Source organism: Gemmobacter lutimaris, from assembly GCF_003570715.1.
Lineage (GTDB): Bacteria > Pseudomonadota > Alphaproteobacteria > Rhodobacterales > Rhodobacteraceae > Gemmobacter > Gemmobacter lutimaris.
On the sequence record NZ_QXXQ01000016.1, the window covers coordinates 1 to 20,836 of the forward strand.

Consider the following 20,836-nt stretch of genomic DNA (forward strand, 5'->3'; position numbering starts at 1 on the left):
GGTTCTGGCCGGATCGCCTTGACCCAGTCGGTGAAGCTCGGAATGAACCCCAGATCCTCGCGGACGTGCTGCTCGCCCACCCAGCGGGTCGGAATGATCCTGCCGGTCGACAGCGTGATCGTCGGCCTGAAGACAGTCTCGGAAAGCCAGATTCCAGCCGCATGATGAAACATCGCGCGATGGCGGAAATCCGCAGAGTGGGCCTTCGAGCTATCGTACCAGGCGTGGATGGGCTGGTAATCGTCGACCGTGCCGCCCCATTTTTTCACCGAAGACAGGGCGTGGTGGTAAGGATGTGCCATCGCTGCCCCCTCAAAATTCATGGGTGAAGAGTTCGGACGACGTGAACCGTTCGTTGAACTCGAGGTGGATGCAGCGGGCGCTGGCGTCGAAGCAGAACTCGCCATAAGCGCCGTCGTTGTTTTCCCAACCGCCATGGGTGTCGCTGAGGAAATCATAGGCGAGCTGCTCGACAACATCTTCGAGCGAAAGCTGCCGCATCTCGACCTCGGGGCTGTCCCAGGTGATCGCGGCATAGGGAATTTCCACGGCAGGGAAAGCGACAGCTGTCTCCCCCGCCCATGCCGCGATGCTTTCAATCTGGCCGCTGTCGCCCTCGCCATCGAAGGTGACCGTGACATGAGAAATGCCGGCGGCGGTCAGGGCATCGAACAGGCGATCCTTGTTGGCCGGACGCAGTTCGGCCTCGCGGGCGGCTTGCTCGGCCTGCGCCGCGAACACTGCGGCGAAGTCGACCGTGGACGGCGGCATCGGCGCCGGGAGGGTGGGTTCAACGTGGGTCATGGGGGTCTCCGAAGAAGGTGAAAGGGTCGGAGCCGCCGGGAACTCTCTTGCCCCGGCGAAGCTCACAAAAGCCCCCTGCCCTCCTCTGCCTCTCTGGGGTCATGCCGCGATCTGCAGGGCGCGTGGCAAAGGCGCGCCAGAGTGGATCCACGAGGCGAGCCTCCAAGAGATCGGCACGCTGCCGCAGGCGGGTTGCGAGATCGCTCTCCAGCCAGTCCGCCGCACGGCTTGCCTGCGCCCGAAGCTGGCTTGCTTCCATAACCACGACCCGGGCCTCAGTCGCGGTCATGACCGGAGCGCACCAAGCGATAGCGCCATTCGCTGCGGCACCGGCAAGGACAAGACGCTCGTCGCGGTCAAGGATCGCCAGCATGCGCGGTGCAGCATCAGGCTCCATTTCGTCCACCATTTTGATCGCGCCCCGCATGGCTTCGGCCAGCGTCGAAAAATGGCCGATGATCCGGGGACGCTCCTCTCCCGACATCGCAGCCGCGGGATTGCGATCAGCCAGCGTCAGGGCAAAAGGCAGCGTGGGATCAAGAGTGCCGTGCAGCGTGTCCGGCACGAAGCCAGCCGGAAACGGCGCAGACAGTGCCGGAAAGGGAAGGTCGAACATGGGGAATATCTCCGACGGTGCGGGAAGCCTCTCTTCCCGCCTCAAGCGTCAAAGACCAAACCGCCGCCCTCTTCCTCGAAGGGGCGACGGAAGGTGTTGATCCGATGGACGGGTCACATCTTACCCAAACCCCGCAGCGAAAGTTCCTGGCCCCCACCCACGATGATGTGGTCATGCAAGGTCAGCCCAAGGTATTTGCAGCCCTTCTGGATTTCCTTCGTCATGGTGATATCCGCCTCCGATGGCGTTGGATCACCCGAGGGGTGGTTATGCACCACGATGAGGGCGCTTGCGTTCAACATCAGCGCCCGCTTGATGATCTCGCGGGGATAGACCGGGACATGGTCCACGGTTCCGACCGAAAGCTGCTCGTCCGAGATGACGCGATTGCGCCGGTCGAGGTAGAGGACGTGGAAACGCTCCACCTCACCGCGCACGGCCACCGCACAGTAATCGCGAACAGCCTGCCAATTGCCGAGGACCGGGTTCTGGTTCAGATAGCGCCCGAGGATTTCGCGGGCCTCGAGGATGACGGTTTCTTCTTGCGGGGTCACGGTGGGTCTCCGGAAAATGAAAACACCGACGCCCCTGCCCTGTCGAAGGGCGGGCCGTCGGCGCAATTATGAAAAGCTGACCGCCCAACGGACTTGGGCAGTCAAGCGGATGACGCGCTGCCTCAGCCGACCCGGTCGAGAAGCTTCTTGGCGCGCCCCTCCATGTCGAGGCGGGCATCCTGCTGGGTCTTGTCACGCGCAAGCCGCGTGATGCCCTGCACGAAGTCGAAGATGCTTTCAGGCGGGCGGCCCTCTTCCATCAGCACCTTCTCGATGATCTTGCCCGACTCCGCCTTCGAGAAACCACGCTTGCGCAGGAAGTCGTCCCGGTCCTCGTCCGTTCGCGCGACGATCTGCTGCCGCGCGGCCTTGATGCCGTTCACGAAGCCCTGCGGCGAGGAATTGGCAAACCGTGTCAGTGCAGGTGCCGCCTCTTGGGCGAAGCGGGAGGCGGCGTATTTCGAATGGCGGATGGTGATCTCCTGAAAATCCTCGACGCCCCAGAGGTTGCGGTTCTGGCACACCGCCCGCAGGTAGAAACTCGCCATGCCGAGGGTCTTGGCCCCCACCTCGGAATTCCAGCAGTAAAAGCCCCGGAAGTAGAGATCGGGGGAGCCATCAGGCAACCGGCCCGCCTCGATCGGGTTGTGATCGTCGACGAGGAACAGGAAGACATCGCGGTCCGAGGCATAAAGCGTGGTCGTATCGCGGCTGATTTCGACATCGGGGTTGTAGACCCCGGTCGACCAGTCGAGCACGCCCGGCACCTTCCAGCGCGTGTCACCGGTGCCGTTACCCGCGATACGTTGCACCGCTTCAACCAGTTCGTGGTCATGGATGCGGCCATAGTCGGGGCCGGTCACCGCGCGCAGTTCGGTGCGGCCATCCTCGGTCTCGAAGGTCTTCACCTGCTCGGCGCGGTGGTTGGTCAGGCCGTACTGCAGGTTGATGCCCGCCAGTGGTGCGGGCAACTGGCGCAGGTAAGAGGCAGGCGCGCCGACGATGCTGGCAAGCTGGCCAAAGGCCCAATGCGTGGGCGCCACCGGTTCATGCGCCTTCGGCAGGATCAGGTGCAACCGCTCAGCGCTGTCGCGCGCAGCCTCGACTCGGATATCCGCCGTCTGCACCACCCGGCTGCGGCTGCGCTCGGACCGGCCCTTCACATTCGCCCAGAGATCATCGAGCGACAGATACCGCTCATCATCGGGCCGGTTGAACCATTCGGACGACACCCGCCCATTCCGTTCACCCCGGCTGACATCCACCTTCCAGCCACCAGCCCGCGCCGGTGCGACCGGATCCAGAACTTCCACAACGCCCATCGGCTATCTCCCGCGACGGGCGCCGGGAGCCACTCTCCCAACCTTCAACCCATCACCGGGAAACCGGCACTCCTCTCACTCTTTGGGGCGAAAACGGTCGGAGAGCGGTCCTTCGCACCTAGAATACGTAGGCGTTCAAAAGTATCTTCGCCCAGCGTCGGTGGGTCCAACTCGCTGTGGGCCCGAACCGCCGAACGGCTGTAGGGCGGCATAGCAGTGTCAACGACTTCGGCCGCGGGCTATGGATTGTCTGCGAGGGGATAGCCCCATGCGCCTTCCCATCCACAGGCTTTCGCTGCGCAGAATGCAGCATATTGGAGAACCTGTTCTGGAGTATCTCCGCGAAATCTCGCCACAAGGTAGCCAGCGATGAAGGCATCGCCTGCGCCCATAGTGTCGACCACCGTGGCGGGCACAATTGGCTGTTCGATGCGGGTCTGACCATTGGCCCAGATTGCCCCCTTGTCTCCGCGCGTCACGCAAACGGTGTCCGGTCCAAGGTCGAGGACCCGCGCGATCAGCTCTGACACTGCCACGTCGGCCAGCCCTGCTCCTGACAGAAAAGCCGTCGAGACATGCGGGCAAACCTGCGCCAGATAGGCCGGGTCGTGCAGAGTGGAGAAGTCGAACGACACCCCGCGCGCGGCGGCACGGATGCGGGGCAGTTCCGGTTCCAGATAGCTGAAGCAGCTGGAATGGACATGGCCCGTGGCGGCGATCAGCGCGAGGTCATCCTCGTCCATCCTGAGCATCAGCTTGCGCCGGATGCCGCCCCGGTTTGACGCGACGAAGACCCGGTCTCCGTCGGCAGCATGGGTGACCTGCGCCTTGCCATTAGGCCCTTCTACCCGGCGCAGATGGGCGATCGATAGGCCTTCGGCAGCCATGCAGGTGCGGACGTGATCGCCTTCACGGTCATTCCCGACGATGCCCATATAGACCACATCGGCAAGCCCGAAACGGCGGGCCAGAACGGCCACGTTCAACGCGTTGCCGCCGGGGAAGAACACTCCCCGGTCAAGGTAAAGGTCAACGACATTGTCGCCGATGCAGAGAAGTCCGTTTGTCATGCTGGCCTCGCCGGAATGGGGGGCAGGACTGGCCCGCCCCCGACCTTGGGTCAATACTCCATCTTCCACATGTAGCGCCGCACCGTCAGCGGGTGGCCGCGACTATCGGCCAGCTTGTCGCAATAGACCCGCAGCAGGGTGCCGAAAGCCATGTGTTCGACATGTTCCACCACTTCGGCGTCAAGAACCCCAAGGCCCAGTTCCTCGGCGCACAGGGTGGTGACGCGCTGGCTGTATTTCGTTACGAAGGCAAGGCCCCGGTCATCGATCTTGCGGCTTGCACCAAGGCCGCGCAGCACGATGAAGGGCACGTCGAAATCGGTGATCTCGAAGGGTCCGTGGAAGTATTCGCCCGCATGGATACCGGCGGAGTGTATCCACTGCATCTCTTGGAAGATGCAGATCGCGTAGGAATAGGCCGTGGCATAGTTGGCACCGGCACCCATCGTGTAGATGACCGGCTCGCGTTTCATGGCTTCGGCGAAGGTGGCGATGCGGTCAGTATGGGCGGCGATGGCGGTGTCGATTAGAGCCGGAAGGGCGGTCAACGCCTTCTCTACCTTCTGCGCGAGAGGGTTGCCTTCGCGCACGCCCATGATGCCGAAGGTCAGCCGGGCCATGACGGCGGCGGAATGGTCGAGCGCGAAAGTCTTGGGCGCGTGGGTGTAGTAGACCGGGAACTCCACCGCCTGATCCAGCGGACTGCCGGGCAGGTTGGTCAGCGCGATGGTCAGTGCGCCCTTCGAGCGGGCAAAGCGGGCGGCCTCGACCGTTTCCGGCGTGGTGCCGGAGTGCGAACACAGGATCACAGCCGAGCTGGGCCCCAACCGTGCCGGGTTGCGGGCCAGGAATTCGGCTGCGTTTAGCGCGTGGCCGGCGATGGTTTTCGCATGGCGGTCTACGGCATACTGGTTCGGCAGCATCAGCGCATAGGATCCGCCACAGGCGACGAAGTAGATTTCGGTCAGCTCAGGCCGCGCCTTCGCGGCGGCAAGCGCGGCGGCGATCTGCGCCTCGGTCGGGAATGGTTTATCGGTCATCTGGTCCTCTCGTCAGGCAAGGTTGGGCCGGTCCCGGAAACGGCGTTCCGGGAGGCGGCAGGTTGGCAATGGGTCAGGCACTACTGGGGAAAGCCCCCCGGATGGCCGCAGCAGGCGGCAGCGCAGGTGTGGCCCGCTGCCATGGCCATGGGCACATCGGCCCCCTTCAGCCGCGCGGCCAGAAAGCCCGCGATGTAGGCGTCGCCCGCGCCGGTGGTGTCGACTGGGGTAATCGCCGGGGCCATGGCGCGGAAGGTCTGACTGCCGATCAGGGCTAGACTGCCCTTCGCGCCCAGCGTGATGACGGCCCCCTTCGCGCCTTGTGCCACCAGATCTGCCGCGCGCGCTTCGGCCCGGTCGGCCTGCACTTCAGGCAGCGAGGCGAAGGCGATGGCCAGGCCTTCGACGCCCAGATCTTCGGGGGCCGCGTTCACGGACACATCCTGCGACAGGCTGACCCCGTCGCGCGCCAGAACACGGCGCGCATGGCCGCCATCCTGCAACCAGCCGATATGGACATGCCGGGCCGCAGACAGCGCGCTGAGGCGAGAGCCGTCCGGCCCCCAGCTCGCACAGGCGCCGAAATCCTCGGTCAAGATGGTGCGATTGCCGTCAGGGGCCACGTTCAGATGCGTGACCGAGGTTGCGGGTCCCAGTCTTTCGATCAGCGAGACATCGACACCCTTTTCTGCCAGTGCCGCCAGAACCCGGTCGCCATCTGCCTCCCCGGCTGGCCCAACGGCCCCGCAATAGGCCGCGCTCAGGCCCAGCATCGCCACCTGCACCGCCACGTTGACCGCATTGCCGCCGACAAGGTCAGCCGTGACCGCGCCGGTCAGCCGGTCGATGCAGTTGTCGCCAAGGGCTATCAGGTCGAAAGCAATCATCCGATGGTTGCTCCGCGCGATGCCATGTTGTCCTTCAGATCATGCAAGGCAAGGACAGGACGGCGATACCATGTCTGGCCGTGGAAGAAGGGGCGCGTCTCCAGCTCCAGCCCGTCCAGTGCGGTCTCGCCGCCCCTACCCAGCATCTTTTGCGCCAGCTTCATCCCGAGGTAGGACGACATGGCGACGCCGGTGCCGTTGTAACCGATGGCATAGCCCATGCGCCCATGCAGGCCCACATGCGGCAGATGGCTGAAGGTGGCCCCGACAAACCCGGTCCAGACATGGGCGATCTTCACGCCCTCCAGCTGTGGGAAGAGCCGCAGGATGTTGCGGCGCACGCGCGGCAGGCAGGCGGCAACGTTGGTCACGTTCACCGGAACCACGGTGCCGATCACCACCCGGTCGCCATCGGGCGAGGGCCGGTGATAGGTCACATTCATCCGCGTGTCATAGACCATCGAAGCGCGCGGATACATCGCCCGCACCGCGGCCGGGTCCATCGCTTCGGTCGCTGTCACCACCGAGGCCAGTGACACCACCCGCCGCCGCATCCACTTTGACGCGCCGTCGGTATAGCCGTCGGTCGCCATTACCAGATGTGCAGCGCGCACGGTGCGGTCGGCCGCAAGGCAGGTGATGTGATCGACCCTATCCTCGATCCGCGACACGCGGGTCAATGGCGCAAAGCGCACGCCCGCGGCAAGGCACAGCCGCACCAGCTCGGCCACCAGCCGCCCGGGGTGCAGGCTGGCCCAGTCGGCCAGATGCACTCCGCCGTGAAATTGCGGCGAGGCGACGAAGTCGGACACCCGGCCTTTCTGGACTTCCTCACCCTCGACCCCCAGCCTTGCATTCTGGCGCAGGAAGTGGCGCAGGCCCTCCATCCGGTCGGGCCGGTGCGCGCCGATGAAATGGCCGCAGACGCTGTAGTTGCAGGCGATGCCCTCTTCGGCGATGAAGGACCGCAAGTGGCGATGCGCTTCGATCCCAGTCGACAGGATGGCCCGCGCGCGATCCTCACCGTATTTCGCGATGAAATCATCCAGGTCGGGCTTCATCTCGGACGACACCTGCCCGCCGTTGCGCGTGGAGCAGCCCCAGCCGATCTCGCCCGCGTCGCAGACTACGACCTGCCGCCCGCCCCGCGCCAGATGCAGCGCGGTGTAGAGGCCGGTGAACCCTGACCCCACCACCAGCACATCCTCGCGCGGCTCGACCGTCGCGGCGGGGACCTGTGGCAAGGCCATCTCGGCCCGCCACAAGGGGGTGTCGCTGAACCCGGCGAACATCTCAGTAGGCCACGCGCTTGTAGTAGCGCCGCGTCACAAGCGGGTGATTGCGCATCACCTCAAGATGCGCCGAAAGCCGCTCCAGCACGGTTGCCAGAAGCGCCGGGGCCAACATCGCCCGCAGATCGGACGACAGGCCGGTGGTCGCAAGATCGCGGGTATCCAGCACGGTCAGCTTGTCGGTGTAGCCCTTGGCAAAGGCGATCACGCGGTCGGTCAGCGGGCGGGTTTCATCCTCGCCTGCAAAGACCACGACCGAGACGCCCTTCTCCACCAGTTCCAGCGTGCCGTGGAAGAAGTCCGAGGCATGGACCGGTCGGGTGCGGATCCACTGCATCTCTTCGAGGATGCACATGCCGTAGTAATAGGCCTCGGGCCAGGCCGCGCCGGACCCGGTCAGGATGTGCCAGCCATCACCGGCAATCGCCTGCGCCAGCACATCGGCGCGCGGCTCGAACGCCTGTTTCACCGCCAGAAGCTGCTGCGGAAGACCCGCAAGCTCGGCGATGATCCGATCGTAGTCAGACCGCTCGCCCCGCGCCCGCATCGCCGCGAGCGCCGCCACCAGCGACGTGACGTAAAACATCTCGCACGAGGTGTCATCCTCGGCAAAGTTGACAAAGCTGTGGTCGGCCCCCTTGGCCAGCGGCGTCTCGGCATGGCCGGTGATCGAGATCACGGTGGCCCCGCGCGCCTTCACATAGTCCATCGCCGCGATGCTTTCCTTCGTGGTGCCCGACAGCGACGGCATGATGACTACCGACTTCGGTCCCAGCGCCACATGCCCAGTCAGCACGATCTCGGCGCAAAGGACGTTGTGGCAGGGCAGGTTCGAGGCCCGGCGCATCAGATCGGTCGCGGGCTGCATCAGGATACCCGCCCCGCCCGACCCCATGAAGAAGAGGCTGTCGGCCCCCTCGACCACCAGACGCCCGACCAGCGTGCCAAGGTCACGGGCGATGGTCACGGTTCCGGTCTGGATGCGCAGGAAGCGGGCAGGATCGAAGTTCAGCATGGTCTTTCCTTTCGTAAACCAATGAGGCGGATCAGAGCCGAAGGCCGCTGTCGCCGGAAAAGAGATGCGCGCGGCCCGGCTGGGGCTGTACGGTCAGGCCGCCGTCCGCGGCAAAGTCATGCTCGCCATCAAGCTGCACGGTTACGGGCTGGCCATCGGCAAGGCGGCCATAGGCGTAGGTCATGCCGCCCAGCCGCTCACTGGCCTGCACCTCCACCGACGCACCGGGTCCGGCGACAAGGTGCTCGGGCCGGATGCCCAGCGTGACCTCGGCGCCGACGGCGGGCAAATGATCCACGGCCACGTCGCAGACTAGTCCGGCGGCATCGACGCGGGCCGTCCCGGACTCGGTCGCCGTGACCCGCGCCTTCAGGAGGTTCATTTTCGGGCTGCCGATAAAGCCCGCAACGAAGGTGTTGGCCGGGTGGCGGTAGATCTCCAGCGGCGCGCCGATCTGCTCCACCAGCCCGTCGCGCAGCACGACGATCTTGTCGGCCAACGTCATCGCTTCGATCTGGTCATGGGTGACGTAGACCATGGTCGCCTGCAACTCGCGGTGGAGCTGCGCCAGTTCGATCCGCATTTGCAGGCGAAGCGAGGCATCGAGGTTCGACAATGGCTCGTCGAACAGAAAGACCTTTGGGTTGCGCACGATGGCCCGGCCAATGGCAACACGCTGGCGCTGGCCGCCGGACAGTTCCTTGGGCAGCCGCTTCATCAGGGGCCCCAGTTGCAGGATCTCCGCCGCCCGGGCGATCTTGCGCGCAGCCTCGTCTTTCGGCGTTTTGGCCACCTTCAACGCGAAACCCATGTTCTGTTCCACGGTCTTGTGCGGGTAAAGCGCATAGGACTGGAACACCATCGCGATGCCCCGGTCGGCCGGGCGCACGTCGTTCATGCGCTGCCCGTCGATCAGCAGTTCGCCCCGGCTGATGCTTTCCAGCCCCGCGATCATCCGCAGCAAGGTGGACTTGCCGCAGCCCGACGGGCCGACGATCACGACGAATTCGCGCTCGGCAATGTCGATGTCGATGCCGCGCACGGCCTCATAGGTTCCGTATTGCTTGGCGATCGCCTTGATCTGCATATAGGCCATGGGGGCACTCATTTGACGGCGCCGCTGGTCAGGCCGCCAACGAACTGGCGCTGCATGATCAGGAAGGTCGCAAGGATGGGAAGGATCGACAGGGCCAGCCCGGCCATCAGCACGCCCCAGTCGGCGCGCAGGGCGACGGCAAAGCTCATCACGCCGATGGTCACGGTTTTGACGGTTTCGCTTTCCACGAAGGTCAGGGCAAAGATGAACTCGTTCCAGACCCGCATCGCCGAGATCAGGCCGGCCGATGCCAGGATCGGGCGGCAGAGCGGCAGGTAGACCTCGCGGAAGATACGCGCCTCGCCCGCGCCGTCCATCAGGGCGGCCTCGCGCAGCTCGCCCGGAATGCCGGTCATGTAGGCGCGGATCAGGAAGGTGGTGAAGGGCAGCCCGAAAGCCACGTTCGGCAGTATCAGCGCGAAGTAAGTGTTGTAGAGACCGGTCTCGGCCATGACGCGGAACAGCGGGATCAGGCTGACCTCGGGTGGCAGGATCGCGCCGCCAAGGATCAGGGTATAGATCGCCGCCTTAGCGCGGAAGTTCAGCACCACTAGGGCATAGGCGGCCATGGTCGCCAGGGTAAGTTCGATCAGGACAGTGGCGGTCGTCACGATCAGCGAGTTCAGCAGGTAACGCGAGATGCCATAGTTCCAGGCGGTCGAGAAGTTTTCCCAATGCCAGACCTTTGGCAGGCCCCAGGTGGCGGCGAACATGTCGTTCGTGGTCTTGAAGGCGTTCAGGAACAGCCAGATCATCGGGTAGACGCAGATCACCGCCAGCGTCAGGAACACGGCCCACAACAGGATGCGGTTTGCAACTGCAAGGGCGGTAAGGGAACGCGCGGTCATCCTAGCGATCCTTCTGCAGCTTGATCTGCATCAGACCGATGGTCAGCGCGATGAAGAAGATTACCGTGGCGATCGTGGACGAATATCCGATCATGTCGTCGCGGAACGCGGCGCGATACATCAGGGTGCCCAGCACCTCGGACGAATGGTTCGGTCCGCCCGCCGTCATCACCCAGACGATGTCGAACACCTTGAGCGAGCCGAGGATGGTGATGATGGTGACGATCAGGATCGTCTCGCGCACGCCGGGCACGGTGATATGCCAGAACTGCTGGATGCCCGAGGCGCCGTCGATTTCCATCGCCTCATACAGGTCGCGCGGCACGGCGCGGATGGCGACCATGAACAGCGCCATGATGTATCCCGTCCACTGCCACTGGCTGACGAAGATCACCGCGAAAATGGCGGTATCCGGCTCTCCCAGCCAGGCTTTCGACCAGGACGACAGGCCGGTTTCCCACAGGAGCTGGTCGATCAGGCCGGTGGTCGGCGTCATGAGCAGTTGCCAGACCAGCCCCACAACAACCACCGGCAGGATCGACGGCAGGAACAGCGCGGTGCGGAAAAGGTTGGCCGAGAGGTCGGGAAAAACCCTCGCCTCTAGCACGGCCGCCAGCGTCAGCGCGACACCCACCTGACAGGCAACCGAAATGACCGCATAGATGGCGTTATTGGTCAGTGCTGTGGTGAACTTCGGATCGTTCCACAGCCGCAGATAGTTGTCGAAGCCGACGAAATCCCAGTCCAGTGACATGGCCGAGAACGAGAACAGGCTGAAGCGGATGTTCGTCAGCGCCGGCCCGTAGACGAAGACCACCAGGAACAGCAGCGCCGGGGCGACCCAGAGCCAGCCCTGCAAGCTTTGTCGCCACGTCGCGCGGGTATGATCGGACCTGTCGGTCATCGGTCTGTCAGTCCTGTCCGGAGGGGGAAATGGCCGGGCGACCTTCAGGCCGCCCGGCGTTGGTCCAGCGGGGGAGCTTACCGCTGGGCCAGTGTTTCCTTGGCGGCGGCACGGACCTTTTCCATGACCGCCTCGGGCGTCTCATCGCCCGACAACAGGCCTTGCCCGGCGGCCAGGATCACGTTGGCCGAAGCCGTGTCCATGTCAGTATCCAGCCACAGCGCCATGCCTGCAGCATCTTCCAGCGCCTTCAGCCCGGCCAGCGTTTCGGGCGTGGTGGTCTCTTCGGTAACCGAACCGATCACCGCCGAGGTCATGCCGGTTGTCGAGACATACTTGGCCGCTTGTTCGGGTGACGTGATGAAGTTCAGGAACGCCAGCGCCTCTTGCGGGTGTTCCGTCTTGGCCGAGATCAGGAACCCGTCCGGCGCGCCCGTCAGCAGGTCGTTGCGGCCAGCGGCGCCTTCCATCGGCGGCAGCGGGAAGAAGCCCCAGCCCTGTTCGGCCACCGGCGTGTCGGCCAGCATGTAGAACTCGACCAGTTCCAGGTAGACCATCGCCGACCGGCCGGCGATGAACGCGCCCCGCGCTTGCTGATGCGAGATCGCGTTGGCTCCGTTGTTGAAATAACCCTTGTCGCCGAAGGATTTGTACAGCGCCAAAGCCTCGACATAGCCCGGGTGGGTATATAGCTGGTCGGCCGGAGCGAGCAGTTGATAGTCGGCCTGACGCACGTCATCAGGGACCATCTTGGCGAAAAGGTCGCCGATGTAGTGCGTCGCGGCCCAGGGTGACTGGTTGCCATAGGCGATCGGAACCTCACCCGCAGCCAAGAGTGCGTCGTTCAGCGCGATGAAATCGGCGAAGGTCGTCGGCACAGCCAGCCCGTGCTTTTCGAAGATCGCCTTGTTGTAGATCATGTATTTGCTGTCGACGTTCACCGGAATGCCGAACTGCTTGCCCTCGAACTGGAACGGTTCCAGCGAGGCGGCAGCGAACCGGCCTTGCCATTCCGGCCCGGCCAGTGCCTCGGTCAGGTCCAGCGTGCGGCCTTCGCGGGCGAACTTGCGGCCAAACTCGCCCGACCACGAGAAATAGATGTCCGGCACCTGGTCCGAGGCCATCAGGACGCGGATCTTGTCCTTGTAGGGCTCATCCGCAACCGACTCCATCACGATGTCGATGGCGGGGTTGGCGGCCTCGAACTCGGCCACGGCGGCGTCGAAGTAGGCCATGTTCTCGGGCTCGGGGAACTTGTGCAGGAAACTGACCACGGTCTTGTCCTGCGCCAGCCCCGGCAGCGATGCCAGGATACCGGTCGCCAGAGCGGTCATGGCAAGAAGATGCTTCATCGAACTCTCCCTTGTTGGTTGGCCGAACTATACCAATTTGCCCGGCTTGGTTAGCATTGGTATATTGGTATCCATACCAAGCGGACCAAAGCAACGGTTTTCTTTCTTGAATCTGCGATTTTTAATGCTGCACAGCGGCATAGCAGCGCTGCAATCGGCTTTTCAGTTGCTTCTTTCGTGTTGTTGGTATAGGCATTGGGACTGATGGCCCCTGCTACTTCTGGAAAATCGGGGCGATTTCAACGCGTGTCCTGCTGTCGGTGTATACCAAATGCCCATCCCATCTTTCATCAGTCAGGATCATCGCCCCGGGTCGGCCCTGGCCCGGGTGCATCTGCTCTTGCGCAATCTCATGCTGGAAACCGGCATGTCGCATGGCGACCGCATTCCGTCAGAACGTGAACTGGCAGAGCGATTCGGGATTTCGCGCATGACCGTGCGCAAGGCTCTGAACCAGCTTGTTGACGCGGGACATCTGGAACGACGGGGCACAGCGGGCACGTTCCTGCCCGAACCCGCCGTCGTGAGGCCCTTGTCCAAGCGGGTATCGACCGCGATTTCGGAAGTGGTGGGACAGGCCGGTCACAAACCCGGCGCGCGCCTTCTGTTCTTTGAACAGGCGCAGGCCGATGCCAATATCGCGCGGCGGCTGCATCTGGAAGAAGGCGCCCCGGTCATCGTGATCAAACGTCTTCGCTTGTCGGACGCGGTGCCCTTCTGCGTCGAAACCAGCTACCTGCCGCACCACCGAGTTCCCGGACTGGTCGCCGCCGATGTATTCGCCGCGCCATCGCTTTACGCCCTTTTGCGCGAACGCTTCGGCATGACCTTCGCAACATCGGACTTCCATGTCAGCGTGGACATCGCCCCGGACACTGAAGCCGACCTGCTTGGCCTTGCCCCGGGGGCAGGTGCGCTGGCTATGCGCTCAACGGTCTATGATCGTGACGGAAGACCGGCCGAGTTCCTGATTTCGTGGAACCATCCTGACCGCGTCGCTTTCGAATCCCTGCGCGACGACACGGGCCCAGTGAAAAGCGTGTTCACCGACTGGGCAAGTCCAAGGCCATGAAGGCGCAATCGGGGACGTCCGCTTCGGGCCGACATCGACGGAACCCGGCGGGTTTCCCCGCCGAGCCCTTTCGGAGAGACCCAGTTCCTTTCAGAACGGGATCTCATCGTCGCGGTCGACCAACTCGGGGTTTTCATTCTCGGTCGCCTTCGGGCGGCTGAGGAAATCAACCTTCTCAGCGATGATCTCACAGCCGTAGCGGTCGGTGCCGGTTGCGTCGGTCCACTTGGTGTAGTGGATGCGGCCGTGGACCAGGACCTTCATGCCCTTTTCGCAGTGCTCTGCCACAGTCTTGCCGAGACCGTTGAAGCAGGTGATGCGGTGCCATTCGGTGTCCATGACCCGGTAGCCGTTTTCGTCGCGGATCGCGCGACCTTCCGAAAGGCGGGGGCGCGAGGTGGCGAGGGTGAAGTTGGTGATCTTGGTGCCGCTCTGGGTGGCGCGGACTTCGGGCTTCTGACCGATGTTGCCGGCGAGGATGACGATGTTCTGCATGTTAAGCTCCTGTGTTTCCTGTCCTTGGGACCGTCCCTTCGACAAGACCCGAAAGAAGCCTGTCGGGTGAGGCGTGCACGGCTGGGCCATCAGAACAGACGGAAACCCCCAAAGGTCCGGGGTGGAGCGGGCAGGACGCAAACGGCGGCCAACACGGCTCGGACTGACGCGGGGTTGCACGATTGAACCCGAACAGGCTTAGGGGATTGTCAGTCGAAGGGATGGCGCCGAGGACAGGAGAGATTGGGGGCTCTTGCAGAACATGTCTTTCCTCGCCCTGCTAAGACGGCAAACCCAAAGTCCTTACCCCCATAGCGGCTGATCACCTCTGAGCCCCTTTGCTTGCCATTCGCGCCCCAGCCTGATCGGAGTTGCGAGCCCGCGCCGTGACGGCTATCCCGAGGGCATCATTTTGGACACGAGGCACCCATGGCTGAATTCAACATCGAGGCAATGTCACTCAAGGAGCTCAAAAGCCTGCAGAAGGATCTGGCCAAGGCCATTTCCAACTTTGAAGACCGGAAGAAAAGCGATGCCCGCAGCAAGCTCGAGATCATTGCCAAAGAGATGGGCTATTCCCTTGCCGACCTGATTGGCGCCGAGGTGAAACCCAGCCGTGCGCCCGCCGCCGCGAAATACCGCCACCCAGAAAACGCGGCTCTCACTTGGTCAGGCCGGGGGCGCAAACCGCTGTGGTTTGTCGCAGCCCTAGAAGCAGGCAAATCGCCCGAGGACATGGCAGTCAACTGACCGCCTGTGCGTGACCGAGCAGTAGGACGTTCGCGTTATAGAAATCCACTTTTGTGAGCACGTCGCCTCGGTCATGTTTACAGAGCGTAGTTCTCCCAAAATGAGAAAGCCCCCTGCCCTATCTGCTTCAGTTTCTTGCCACCGCCTTCTTTGGATTTCGGAATGCCGACAAGACGTCGGCGCAATGGGCCTGTCAGGCTCTTGGGGGCAGACAGGCGAAAAGCCCGGAGGCGCGTTCGCGCCGTGCCCGGGCCTTCTTAACGACCGTGGGCTTTACGCCCACGGGTCGATCTCAACAAGCACCTGAACCTCGTCGCCGTCGATTTCATCGGCGGGGACGGCACCAAAGGTTCCATCCCCTGCCTGAAAGACGACGATCGAAACCATGAGCGTGGCGGCGAGGGAGGCGGCGAAGGCGTGTGCATCTTTGCGGGACATCTGTTTTGGCTCCTGCTGGGAGGCGAGGGACCATCCCCCGCGCTGACAGGAACCCGCAGGCCCAAAGACGGTCTGACATCACCGGGTGCGTTCGGGCTTGCCCCGAATCCGGCCGGCGGCACGGGCTCGCCCCGTAGTCCGAGCCCTTGTGGCTTGATCTCGAAGACTGGATTTGGGCCAAGGAAGGGACTGGCAAGCGGGGGATGGTACTTTGACACAAGGAGCCGAATTGTCCCGCTGATGCTCACCCCGCCAGCCTTGCAGACATGCATTTGGTTGACTGAGGCATTACTGGGGATGGAGCCTTTGGTGCCCCGCGCAAATGCGAGGGACAGGTTGATGCTGGATGAGAGGCCCGCGTGCGGCGGGCCCCCTTGGTCAATGAGAAGGCTCAGGCGGCGATGTCCGCCTTCTGTGCCCTCTACCGTGCGTTTTGAAATTGAGAGTTGGCTATTCGCCGCTGTCGCCTTCGCCCAAGGCGGCAAGCCGAGCAGGCAGGTCCATCCTGACATGCAGGAAGTCAACGACGATCATCCGGTCTGGCGCGGCAATAAAGACCACATAATGCTGTCCGGACCGGGCATAACGCAGGTTCTCGGGCAGCGCAGGATCAACCAGTCGACGGCAGTCTTTGGAAGGTGCAGCACCGTCCGCCAGTGCCTGGCACTTTTCGATGAGGTCTTCAGCGTAAGCGTCTGCCTGCCGCCGGCCAAAAGTCTCAACTGTCCAAACCGCGATATCTTTCAGTGCGGCCTCTGCTTGCCGCGTCAACACCCATGGTTTTGGCATCAGGATGCGGACTTTTGCGCCGTTGCAAAGACCCGCCGGATTGCTTCTTCACCCGATCCACGCGCGAAAGCCCCCTCCCGGACTTCAAGCACGCCACGTGTCAGCCGTGAGCGCAGGTCACGGAACTCGGCCTCTTCGCGCTCCAGCAAGCGCAAACCGGCCCGCAGCGCCTCGGAGGCGTTCTGGTAGCGACCCGAGGCAACCAGATCGTCGATCAGCCTTGACTGGGGTTCGGTCAGAACAACGTTGCGGGTGGCCATGCCGTGATCTCCATTTGATTGGCAATATATGCCAATGGCGCCTATCTGTCGAGAGAGGCTCGACCAAACCGCAAGACGGCAGTGGCCGAGCCAGAAATTAATCCCCTCAGGCGGCGATAGCCGCCTCCCCTGCCCCATCGTCGTTTTCAGCTCCGACGATCTCGAACCGCGCGCTGCGATAGCCCTCCTTGGCAATCCAAAGCTCCGCCGCATTGACCGATACCGCCAGATGCAGCAGCTCAGTGTTGCCACCGAAGTCCAGTAGCACGCGGACCTGCCCCACCTTGGGCTCCTCGATGACTTCGAAGACCAACCGGCTATCCGCCGAGTGGCTGCGCATGATGGTCACGAGGATCACCCCGTCTGAGGAGAAGTTCCCCTCATGCAGCGTGAAGGAGGCCGGAGCCGTCCAGGTCGGATAAGGCCGCTGCGGCTCTTTCTTCACCAGGCGACCAACACCGTTGGACCTTTCCCAAGATGCCAGCTTTTTGGTGAAGCGTGCGGGCGGTTTGGGACTGCCATCAGTGTAGCGAATGAGCGCGCCCAAGGGAGCTTTGTCGATGATTGTGTTTGCGGACATGATTCCTCATCCTGAATGCGAGCATTCGCACTCATCATATTGATATTGTTGTAATTTGTGGTGATTAAGGGCGGGTTTCCCCGCCCTCGGAGGCTCAGATCACTCAGCAGCCATCATCGCGGTGCTTTCCACGGGCAAATCGGCCATCAGGAACGCGGGCAAGTCGATTTCCTCGCCGTTGTCCTGATCGCCCAAGACTTCTTCGCTCAAAGCCCCCTGCCCTTCTGCAGCGACATCACCGTCCAGAGCGGCAAGATCACTGCGCCGCAGAACCTCTGGCAACCAGCCGCTACCCTTGAGCAAGCGCTCGGCTTCCGTCGCCATCTCGCCCTTCTTCAGATGGTCGAGCAACTGCGCAGTGCCCTCCCCTTTCGCCTCACGAACGGCGTCGAGAATGCGCGCCTTGGGAACCCGTTTCAGGTAATTGTCCGCCGTCGGCTCCCAGCCAACAGCGACCATGTCGAGATCGACTGCTTGGGCCACGATCTCGGACTGCGCCATGCGCCGGGTCAACCCGCTGGCCGAGATGCCCGCACCGTAAGGGTTGACCTTCTCATGCAGCGCGTTGATCCCGAAGCTCAGGCAATGCGCCAGCAGAGCTAGACGGCTGGCCTGATCGAGGGCCGAGAGATAATCCCAGAGCACGGCATCGTCGCCAAGCGGCAGATCGGCCTCCCAGGCAGCATGACGATCGTCCACGGCCTTGGCCACCGGACTGTCCTTCAGATCGGGGGCCTGTGCCGACATGTACACGGTGCGCACAGAAGCCTCCAAGCAACTGCCCGTAGCCCCGGAACTGCGGAAGGTGTCATTGACCAGCTTCATCAGCAGCAGCGTCAAGGCCACGTCGGGCGAACGCCCAATCGCCTCGCGCAAGGCGAGGGTGCGATGTGCGGTCAGCTCCATGACCAGACGCTCCGGCAAAGGCTTCAACGCACCATCATCCTCATCGTCTGGCAGACCGGCACTGAACGGTTCACCCCCGGAAGTGATGACGGTGGCCGCAGAAGTGCCAGCCGGAAGCTGATAGGCGGAAACAATGCCATCAGCCCCCTGCCCTTCCGCATCCAGATCATCGCCAAAGTTGGCCACGGTCTCTTCGCGAGGCTCATCCTCCGGCCGGACATAGCCGCGATGGGCAGCCAGGTTGCCATCCCGATCCAACGTCACGAAGACGCCTGCGCGGACAACTTCGGTTACATCGAAGATCAGCGGGCGCTGCTCCAAGGCTTCCATCGCACCTTCCAGCTCGCCAAGCCGCGTGTCGATCTCTTCAGGGTATTCGTCCTGGCCAGAGTATTCCTCTTCAAGCGTGCGATACTCCGCAAGCAGCTTGGCATGCTCTGCAGCTTCATCCGCGCTGAGCGGCGATGGATCGCCAACCAGACGCCGCAGACCGTGGCTATAGCCATAGGGCAGATCAGTTGACACCTCGATCCACTTCCAACCTTCCGCGGCGATTGCCTGCGCCTCGACTCGCAGCTTGTCCGCGACCAAACGGTCAAGCAGGGCAGGGTCATCCAACCAGCCGCCATCATCGCCTTGGAAGAGGTCGCGCAGGACAACGCCACCCGCCGCCTCATAGACGTCAACACCGACAAACACCGCGCGCCGGTCCGAGGCCCGCACAGAGGTTTCCGTGAGCATGCGCCGGATCGAATAGGGCTCCTTGTTCCAGGAGTTCTTCACCGCATCCCAGATCTGCGCCTGACGCTCGTGATCGGGGTTCACTGTGAAGGCCATGAGCTGTTCCAGCGTCATGCCATCCTCAGCATAGACCTCGAGCAGGGCAGGGGCCACGGACGCGAGTTTCAACCGCTGCTTCACGATCTGCGGGGTGACAAAGAAGGCCGCAGCGATCGCCTCCTCGCCCTGACCCTTCTCCCGCAAGGCAGCAAAGGCACGGAACTGATCGAGCGGATGCAAGGCAACGCGCTGCATGTTCTCAGCCAAGGAGTCGTCCTCGGCCAGAATATCTGATGTCACATCACGCAACACACAAGGCACAGGCGCGGTCTTCGCGAGCCGTTTCTGCTTCACCAGCAGCGACAGCGCCTGAAAGCGTCGACCGCCAGCCGGGATCTCGAATTTGCCGGTCTCGACGCCATCTGCATCCAGCACTGGCCGCACGCTCAGGCCTTGCAACAGGCCACGGCGGGCGATGTCCTCGGCCAACTCTTCAACTGACACACCGGCCTTGATGCGCCGGACGTTGGACTGGCTCAGCACCAGCTTGTCAAAGGGGATGTCCCGCGAGGACGACAGGGTAATCTTCTGGGCAGCTTGGGCCATCAGGTCTTCTCCACGACGGGCGCCGGGAGCCACTCTCCCGATCTCACTTCCCGCCACCCTCAAACCAACCATTCTCTCACTTTCGTACTGGACATGGGTGCGAACGAGAGCCCGGCAGGGCGGCGCGTTTCATTTGGATAATCTACGTACCAACGCAAAGTTGGCCATGGCCAACTCTTGTCTTGGCGCAACCGGCTAAGATTCTCGTTAGGTAGTTGTCAGGGCTTTTGAGCTGGTCGATCTTGCAGGCCATTTGATCTGCCACTTGAATTGCTTCTGCTAGGCCAAGCACAGACACCGCCCTACCCAACAGAGCGCTGTCTATTCTGAGCATCTTACCAAACTCAAATAACAGCTGTAGGAGGCCGTGTTCTGTGGTGGGGTAGTCTGGATAAAAGGCCGGGATTTCGGTCAAGCAAGCCCACAGCTCGGTCATCGTGCGCGGGAAGGTTTTTTTTGTATATGATTTTTGAGTCTCTTTGTGCCGGACATTTTGTCCGTCTGAGGCGGTCGGTTTGCTCGAGTTAGAAGACGGTGCTTGTTCTTGGCGTTGTTCGTGTTCTGGATTGTTGGCCGCGGCCAACTCTTCGAGATGCCGTACGCTTGGAGTGACTACCTTACTTTGCAGGATGCGTTTAAGTCTGCTGATAACGCTGCTTGCTTGAAGTACAGTGACTCCGGTTCGACGCATAAAGTTGCGGGCGGCTTCGACGAACTCAAGGGCCTCGCCTTGCAGGCAGAGGGAGAGGCATTCACCACGCAGTTTTTGGATGTAGGCTTTCATGCCTCGAAGTTCGTCGGCTTCCTGACGATGTTTCTGAGACAGTGCAAGGATTTCGTCAGACCGTGCGAGCAGGGGCGACAAGTCGATGCCGAACGCGCCGATGACTTTACCGTTGCGCATAATTGGGAATCGTTTGCCGTTGGCGCTGTCACGCCGTTGGATTAGATTCGCGGCTTCAAGTTTCTCAAGGTGTCGCCGAAGTTGCCTGTCCGTTATGCCTTTCGCGCGGAAACATAAAGTGTCGTTGCAAGCGAACACGGTCAGCAGGGTGAGTGGCGTGATTGGGCTGTCATTCCCTGTTTTCGGATCGTTGCAGGGAAGGCAGCTCAAGAGTGCGTCAAGCACAACGACTGAAGGCGGCCGCAGGCCCAGTGCGCGACTTGTGGTGTTGACCGCCGCCATAAGCGCGCGCCGCGTTACAGGTACGAAGTGTGGCTGGTGTTCGATCGTGCCAATACCGGCGAAAGAATCGAAGATTGAAGGCGCACAACTCAACTGTGCCTCGACCTCGATGGTCGTGACTGCTTCTTGTTCCATCTGTTTTCAGACAGCAAAAGGATACCCGTCACCGAAATC

General features: G+C 62.6%; 23 protein-coding genes. 2 read left to right on the forward strand and 21 right to left on the reverse strand.

All coding sequences use genetic code 11. The features are described from left to right. From D2N39_RS19080 to D2N39_RS19145, 14 genes are all read right to left on the reverse strand, one after another. Positions 1 to 302 (reverse strand): DUF6915 family protein (locus tag D2N39_RS19080; protein ID WP_119136455.1); only part of this gene is annotated, 302 nt, incomplete at its 3' end. A gap of 10 nt (positions 303 to 312) precedes the next feature. Further along, positions 313 to 804, reverse strand: a complete 492-nt coding sequence (locus tag D2N39_RS19085; RefSeq protein ID WP_119136391.1) for a DUF6878 family protein — start codon at positions 802 to 804, stop codon at positions 313 to 315. Beyond that, positions 791 to 1,420, reverse strand: coding sequence for a DNA repair protein RadC (locus tag D2N39_RS19090; protein WP_199725308.1), 630 nt, complete (start codon positions 1,418 to 1,420; stop codon positions 791 to 793). The genes D2N39_RS19085 and D2N39_RS19090 overlap by 14 nt, the downstream gene beginning before the upstream one ends. 113 nt (positions 1,421 to 1,533) lie before the next feature. Beyond that, entirely contained in the window at positions 1,534 to 1,974 is a 441-nt protein-coding gene (locus D2N39_RS19095) for a JAB domain-containing protein (RefSeq protein WP_119136392.1), read from the reverse strand. A gap of 122 nt (positions 1,975 to 2,096) precedes the next feature. Next, positions 2,097 to 3,296 (reverse strand): DUF932 domain-containing protein, encoded by a 1,200-nt coding sequence (locus tag D2N39_RS19100; protein WP_119136393.1) that lies wholly within the window; start codon positions 3,294 to 3,296, stop codon positions 2,097 to 2,099. Between the two features lie 239 nt (positions 3,297 to 3,535). Continuing rightward, the gene (locus D2N39_RS19105) at positions 3,536 to 4,366 is read right to left on the reverse strand and encodes a PfkB family carbohydrate kinase (protein ID WP_119136394.1); all 831 of its coding nucleotides are present in this window, start codon (positions 4,364 to 4,366) and stop codon (positions 3,536 to 3,538) included. Positions 4,367 to 4,416: 50 nt separating this feature from the next. Next, positions 4,417 to 5,406 (reverse strand): SIS domain-containing protein, encoded by a 990-nt coding sequence (locus D2N39_RS19110; RefSeq protein ID WP_119136395.1) that lies wholly within the window; start codon positions 5,404 to 5,406, stop codon positions 4,417 to 4,419. Positions 5,407 to 5,486: 80 nt separating this feature from the next. Continuing rightward, on the reverse strand, positions 5,487 to 6,293 hold the full coding sequence (locus tag D2N39_RS19115; protein WP_119136396.1) for a PfkB family carbohydrate kinase: 807 nt from the start codon (positions 6,291 to 6,293) through the stop codon (positions 5,487 to 5,489). After that, positions 6,290 to 7,537 carry an NAD(P)/FAD-dependent oxidoreductase gene (locus D2N39_RS19120; RefSeq protein ID WP_158589887.1) on the reverse strand — a complete coding sequence of 416 codons (1,248 nt, stop codon included), beginning with the start codon at positions 7,535 to 7,537 and terminating at the stop codon, positions 6,290 to 6,292. Before D2N39_RS19120 ends, D2N39_RS19115 begins: the two co-directional genes overlap by 4 nt. 49 nt (positions 7,538 to 7,586) lie before the next feature. Further along, positions 7,587 to 8,600 carry an SIS domain-containing protein gene (locus D2N39_RS19125; protein WP_119136398.1) on the reverse strand — a complete coding sequence of 338 codons (1,014 nt, stop codon included), beginning with the start codon at positions 8,598 to 8,600 and terminating at the stop codon, positions 7,587 to 7,589. 31 nt (positions 8,601 to 8,631) lie between these two features. Continuing rightward, the gene (locus tag D2N39_RS19130) at positions 8,632 to 9,696 is read right to left on the reverse strand and encodes an ABC transporter ATP-binding protein (RefSeq protein WP_119136399.1); all 1,065 of its coding nucleotides are present in this window, start codon (positions 9,694 to 9,696) and stop codon (positions 8,632 to 8,634) included. A gap of 8 nt (positions 9,697 to 9,704) precedes the next feature. After that, entirely contained in the window at positions 9,705 to 10,544 is an 840-nt protein-coding gene (locus tag D2N39_RS19135) for a carbohydrate ABC transporter permease (protein WP_119136400.1), read from the reverse strand. Position 10,545: 1 nt separating this feature from the next. Then, positions 10,546 to 11,448 (reverse strand): carbohydrate ABC transporter permease, encoded by a 903-nt coding sequence (locus tag D2N39_RS19140; protein ID WP_119136401.1) that lies wholly within the window; start codon positions 11,446 to 11,448, stop codon positions 10,546 to 10,548. A gap of 77 nt (positions 11,449 to 11,525) precedes the next feature. Further along, positions 11,526 to 12,800, reverse strand: coding sequence for an ABC transporter substrate-binding protein (locus tag D2N39_RS19145; RefSeq protein ID WP_119136402.1), 1,275 nt, complete (start codon positions 12,798 to 12,800; stop codon positions 11,526 to 11,528). Between the two features lie 271 nt (positions 12,801 to 13,071). Between D2N39_RS19145 and D2N39_RS19150 the strand changes: the two genes are divergently transcribed. After that, positions 13,072 to 13,872: a GntR family transcriptional regulator gene (locus D2N39_RS19150; protein ID WP_119136403.1), complete on the forward strand. Its 801-nt coding sequence runs from the start codon at positions 13,072 to 13,074 to the stop codon at positions 13,870 to 13,872. 90 nt (positions 13,873 to 13,962) lie between these two features. Here the strand turns inward: D2N39_RS19150 and D2N39_RS19155 are convergent, their stop codons facing one another. Further along, complete coding sequence (locus D2N39_RS19155) at positions 13,963 to 14,367, reverse strand: single-stranded DNA-binding protein (RefSeq protein WP_119136404.1); 405 nt, start codon at positions 14,365 to 14,367, stop codon at positions 13,963 to 13,965. A gap of 429 nt (positions 14,368 to 14,796) precedes the next feature. Here D2N39_RS19155 and D2N39_RS19160 point away from each other — a divergent pair, with 429 nt between their 5' ends. Next, the gene (locus D2N39_RS19160) at positions 14,797 to 15,117 is read left to right on the forward strand and encodes an H-NS histone family protein (protein WP_119136405.1); all 321 of its coding nucleotides are present in this window, start codon (positions 14,797 to 14,799) and stop codon (positions 15,115 to 15,117) included. A 273-nt stretch (positions 15,118 to 15,390) separates the two neighbouring features. Here D2N39_RS19160 and D2N39_RS23155 read toward each other — a convergent pair whose 3' ends face one another. From D2N39_RS23155 to D2N39_RS19185, 6 genes are all read right to left on the reverse strand, one after another. Then, on the reverse strand, positions 15,391 to 15,555 hold the full coding sequence (locus D2N39_RS23155; protein WP_165375273.1) for a hypothetical protein: 165 nt from the start codon (positions 15,553 to 15,555) through the stop codon (positions 15,391 to 15,393). 450 nt (positions 15,556 to 16,005) lie between these two features. Beyond that, positions 16,006 to 16,344: a type II toxin-antitoxin system RelE/ParE family toxin gene (locus D2N39_RS19165; protein ID WP_119136406.1), complete on the reverse strand. Its 339-nt coding sequence runs from the start codon at positions 16,342 to 16,344 to the stop codon at positions 16,006 to 16,008. After that, positions 16,344 to 16,604: a type II toxin-antitoxin system ParD family antitoxin gene (locus D2N39_RS19170; protein ID WP_119136407.1), complete on the reverse strand. Its 261-nt coding sequence runs from the start codon at positions 16,602 to 16,604 to the stop codon at positions 16,344 to 16,346. Before D2N39_RS19170 ends, D2N39_RS19165 begins: the two co-directional genes overlap by 1 nt. Positions 16,605 to 16,710: 106 nt before the next feature. Beyond that, the gene (locus tag D2N39_RS19175; RefSeq protein ID WP_119136408.1) at positions 16,711 to 17,184 is read right to left on the reverse strand and encodes a hypothetical protein; all 474 of its coding nucleotides are present in this window, start codon (positions 17,182 to 17,184) and stop codon (positions 16,711 to 16,713) included. A 99-nt stretch (positions 17,185 to 17,283) separates the two neighbouring features. Next, positions 17,284 to 19,476: a ParB/RepB/Spo0J family partition protein gene (locus D2N39_RS19180; RefSeq protein WP_119136409.1), complete on the reverse strand. Its 2,193-nt coding sequence runs from the start codon at positions 19,474 to 19,476 to the stop codon at positions 17,284 to 17,286. A 142-nt stretch (positions 19,477 to 19,618) separates the two neighbouring features. Further along, positions 19,619 to 20,797 (reverse strand): helix-turn-helix domain-containing protein, encoded by a 1,179-nt coding sequence (locus tag D2N39_RS19185; protein ID WP_233557286.1) that lies wholly within the window; start codon positions 20,795 to 20,797, stop codon positions 19,619 to 19,621. Between the last annotated feature and the right edge of the window lie 39 nt (positions 20,798 to 20,836).

Bases quoted from the DNA above. Each gene is read 5' to 3' on its own strand.
- D2N39_RS19085 (WP_119136391.1), bottom strand. From the start codon at position 804: ATGACCCACGTTGAACCCACCCTCCCGGCGCCGATGCCGCCGTCCACG.
- D2N39_RS19090 (WP_199725308.1), bottom strand. From the start codon at position 1,420: ATGTTCGACCTTCCCTTTCCGGCACTGTCTGCGCCGTTTCCGGCTGGC.
- D2N39_RS19100 (WP_119136393.1), bottom strand. From the start codon at position 3,296: ATGGGCGTTGTGGAAGTTCTGGATCCGGTCGCACCGGCGCGGGCTGGT.
- D2N39_RS19105 (WP_119136394.1), bottom strand. From the start codon at position 4,366: ATGACAAACGGACTTCTCTGCATCGGCGACAATGTCGTTGACCTTTAC.
- D2N39_RS19110 (WP_119136395.1), bottom strand. From the start codon at position 5,406: ATGACCGATAAACCATTCCCGACCGAGGCGCAGATCGCCGCCGCGCTT.
- D2N39_RS19115 (WP_119136396.1), bottom strand. From the start codon at position 6,293: ATGATTGCTTTCGACCTGATAGCCCTTGGCGACAACTGCATCGACCGG.
- D2N39_RS19125 (WP_119136398.1), bottom strand. From the start codon at position 8,600: ATGCTGAACTTCGATCCTGCCCGCTTCCTGCGCATCCAGACCGGAACC.
- D2N39_RS19130 (WP_119136399.1), bottom strand. From the start codon at position 9,696: ATGGCCTATATGCAGATCAAGGCGATCGCCAAGCAATACGGAACCTAT.
- D2N39_RS19135 (WP_119136400.1), bottom strand. From the start codon at position 10,544: ATGACCGCGCGTTCCCTTACCGCCCTTGCAGTTGCAAACCGCATCCTG.
- D2N39_RS19140 (WP_119136401.1), bottom strand. From the start codon at position 11,448: ATGACCGACAGGTCCGATCATACCCGCGCGACGTGGCGACAAAGCTTG.
- D2N39_RS19145 (WP_119136402.1), bottom strand. From the start codon at position 12,800: ATGAAGCATCTTCTTGCCATGACCGCTCTGGCGACCGGTATCCTGGCA.
- D2N39_RS19150 (WP_119136403.1), top strand. From the start codon at position 13,072: ATGCCCATCCCATCTTTCATCAGTCAGGATCATCGCCCCGGGTCGGCC.
- D2N39_RS19155 (WP_119136404.1), bottom strand. From the start codon at position 14,367: ATGCAGAACATCGTCATCCTCGCCGGCAACATCGGTCAGAAGCCCGAA.
- D2N39_RS19160 (WP_119136405.1), top strand. From the start codon at position 14,797: ATGGCTGAATTCAACATCGAGGCAATGTCACTCAAGGAGCTCAAAAGC.
- D2N39_RS23155 (WP_165375273.1), bottom strand. From the start codon at position 15,555: ATGTCCCGCAAAGATGCACACGCCTTCGCCGCCTCCCTCGCCGCCACG.
- D2N39_RS19165 (WP_119136406.1), bottom strand. From the start codon at position 16,344: ATGCCAAAACCATGGGTGTTGACGCGGCAAGCAGAGGCCGCACTGAAA.
- D2N39_RS19170 (WP_119136407.1), bottom strand. From the start codon at position 16,604: ATGGCCACCCGCAACGTTGTTCTGACCGAACCCCAGTCAAGGCTGATC.
- D2N39_RS19175 (WP_119136408.1), bottom strand. From the start codon at position 17,184: ATGTCCGCAAACACAATCATCGACAAAGCTCCCTTGGGCGCGCTCATT.
- D2N39_RS19180 (WP_119136409.1), bottom strand. From the start codon at position 19,476: ATGGCCCAAGCTGCCCAGAAGATTACCCTGTCGTCCTCGCGGGACATC.
- D2N39_RS19185 (WP_233557286.1), bottom strand. From the start codon at position 20,797: ATGGAACAAGAAGCAGTCACGACCATCGAGGTCGAGGCACAGTTGAGT.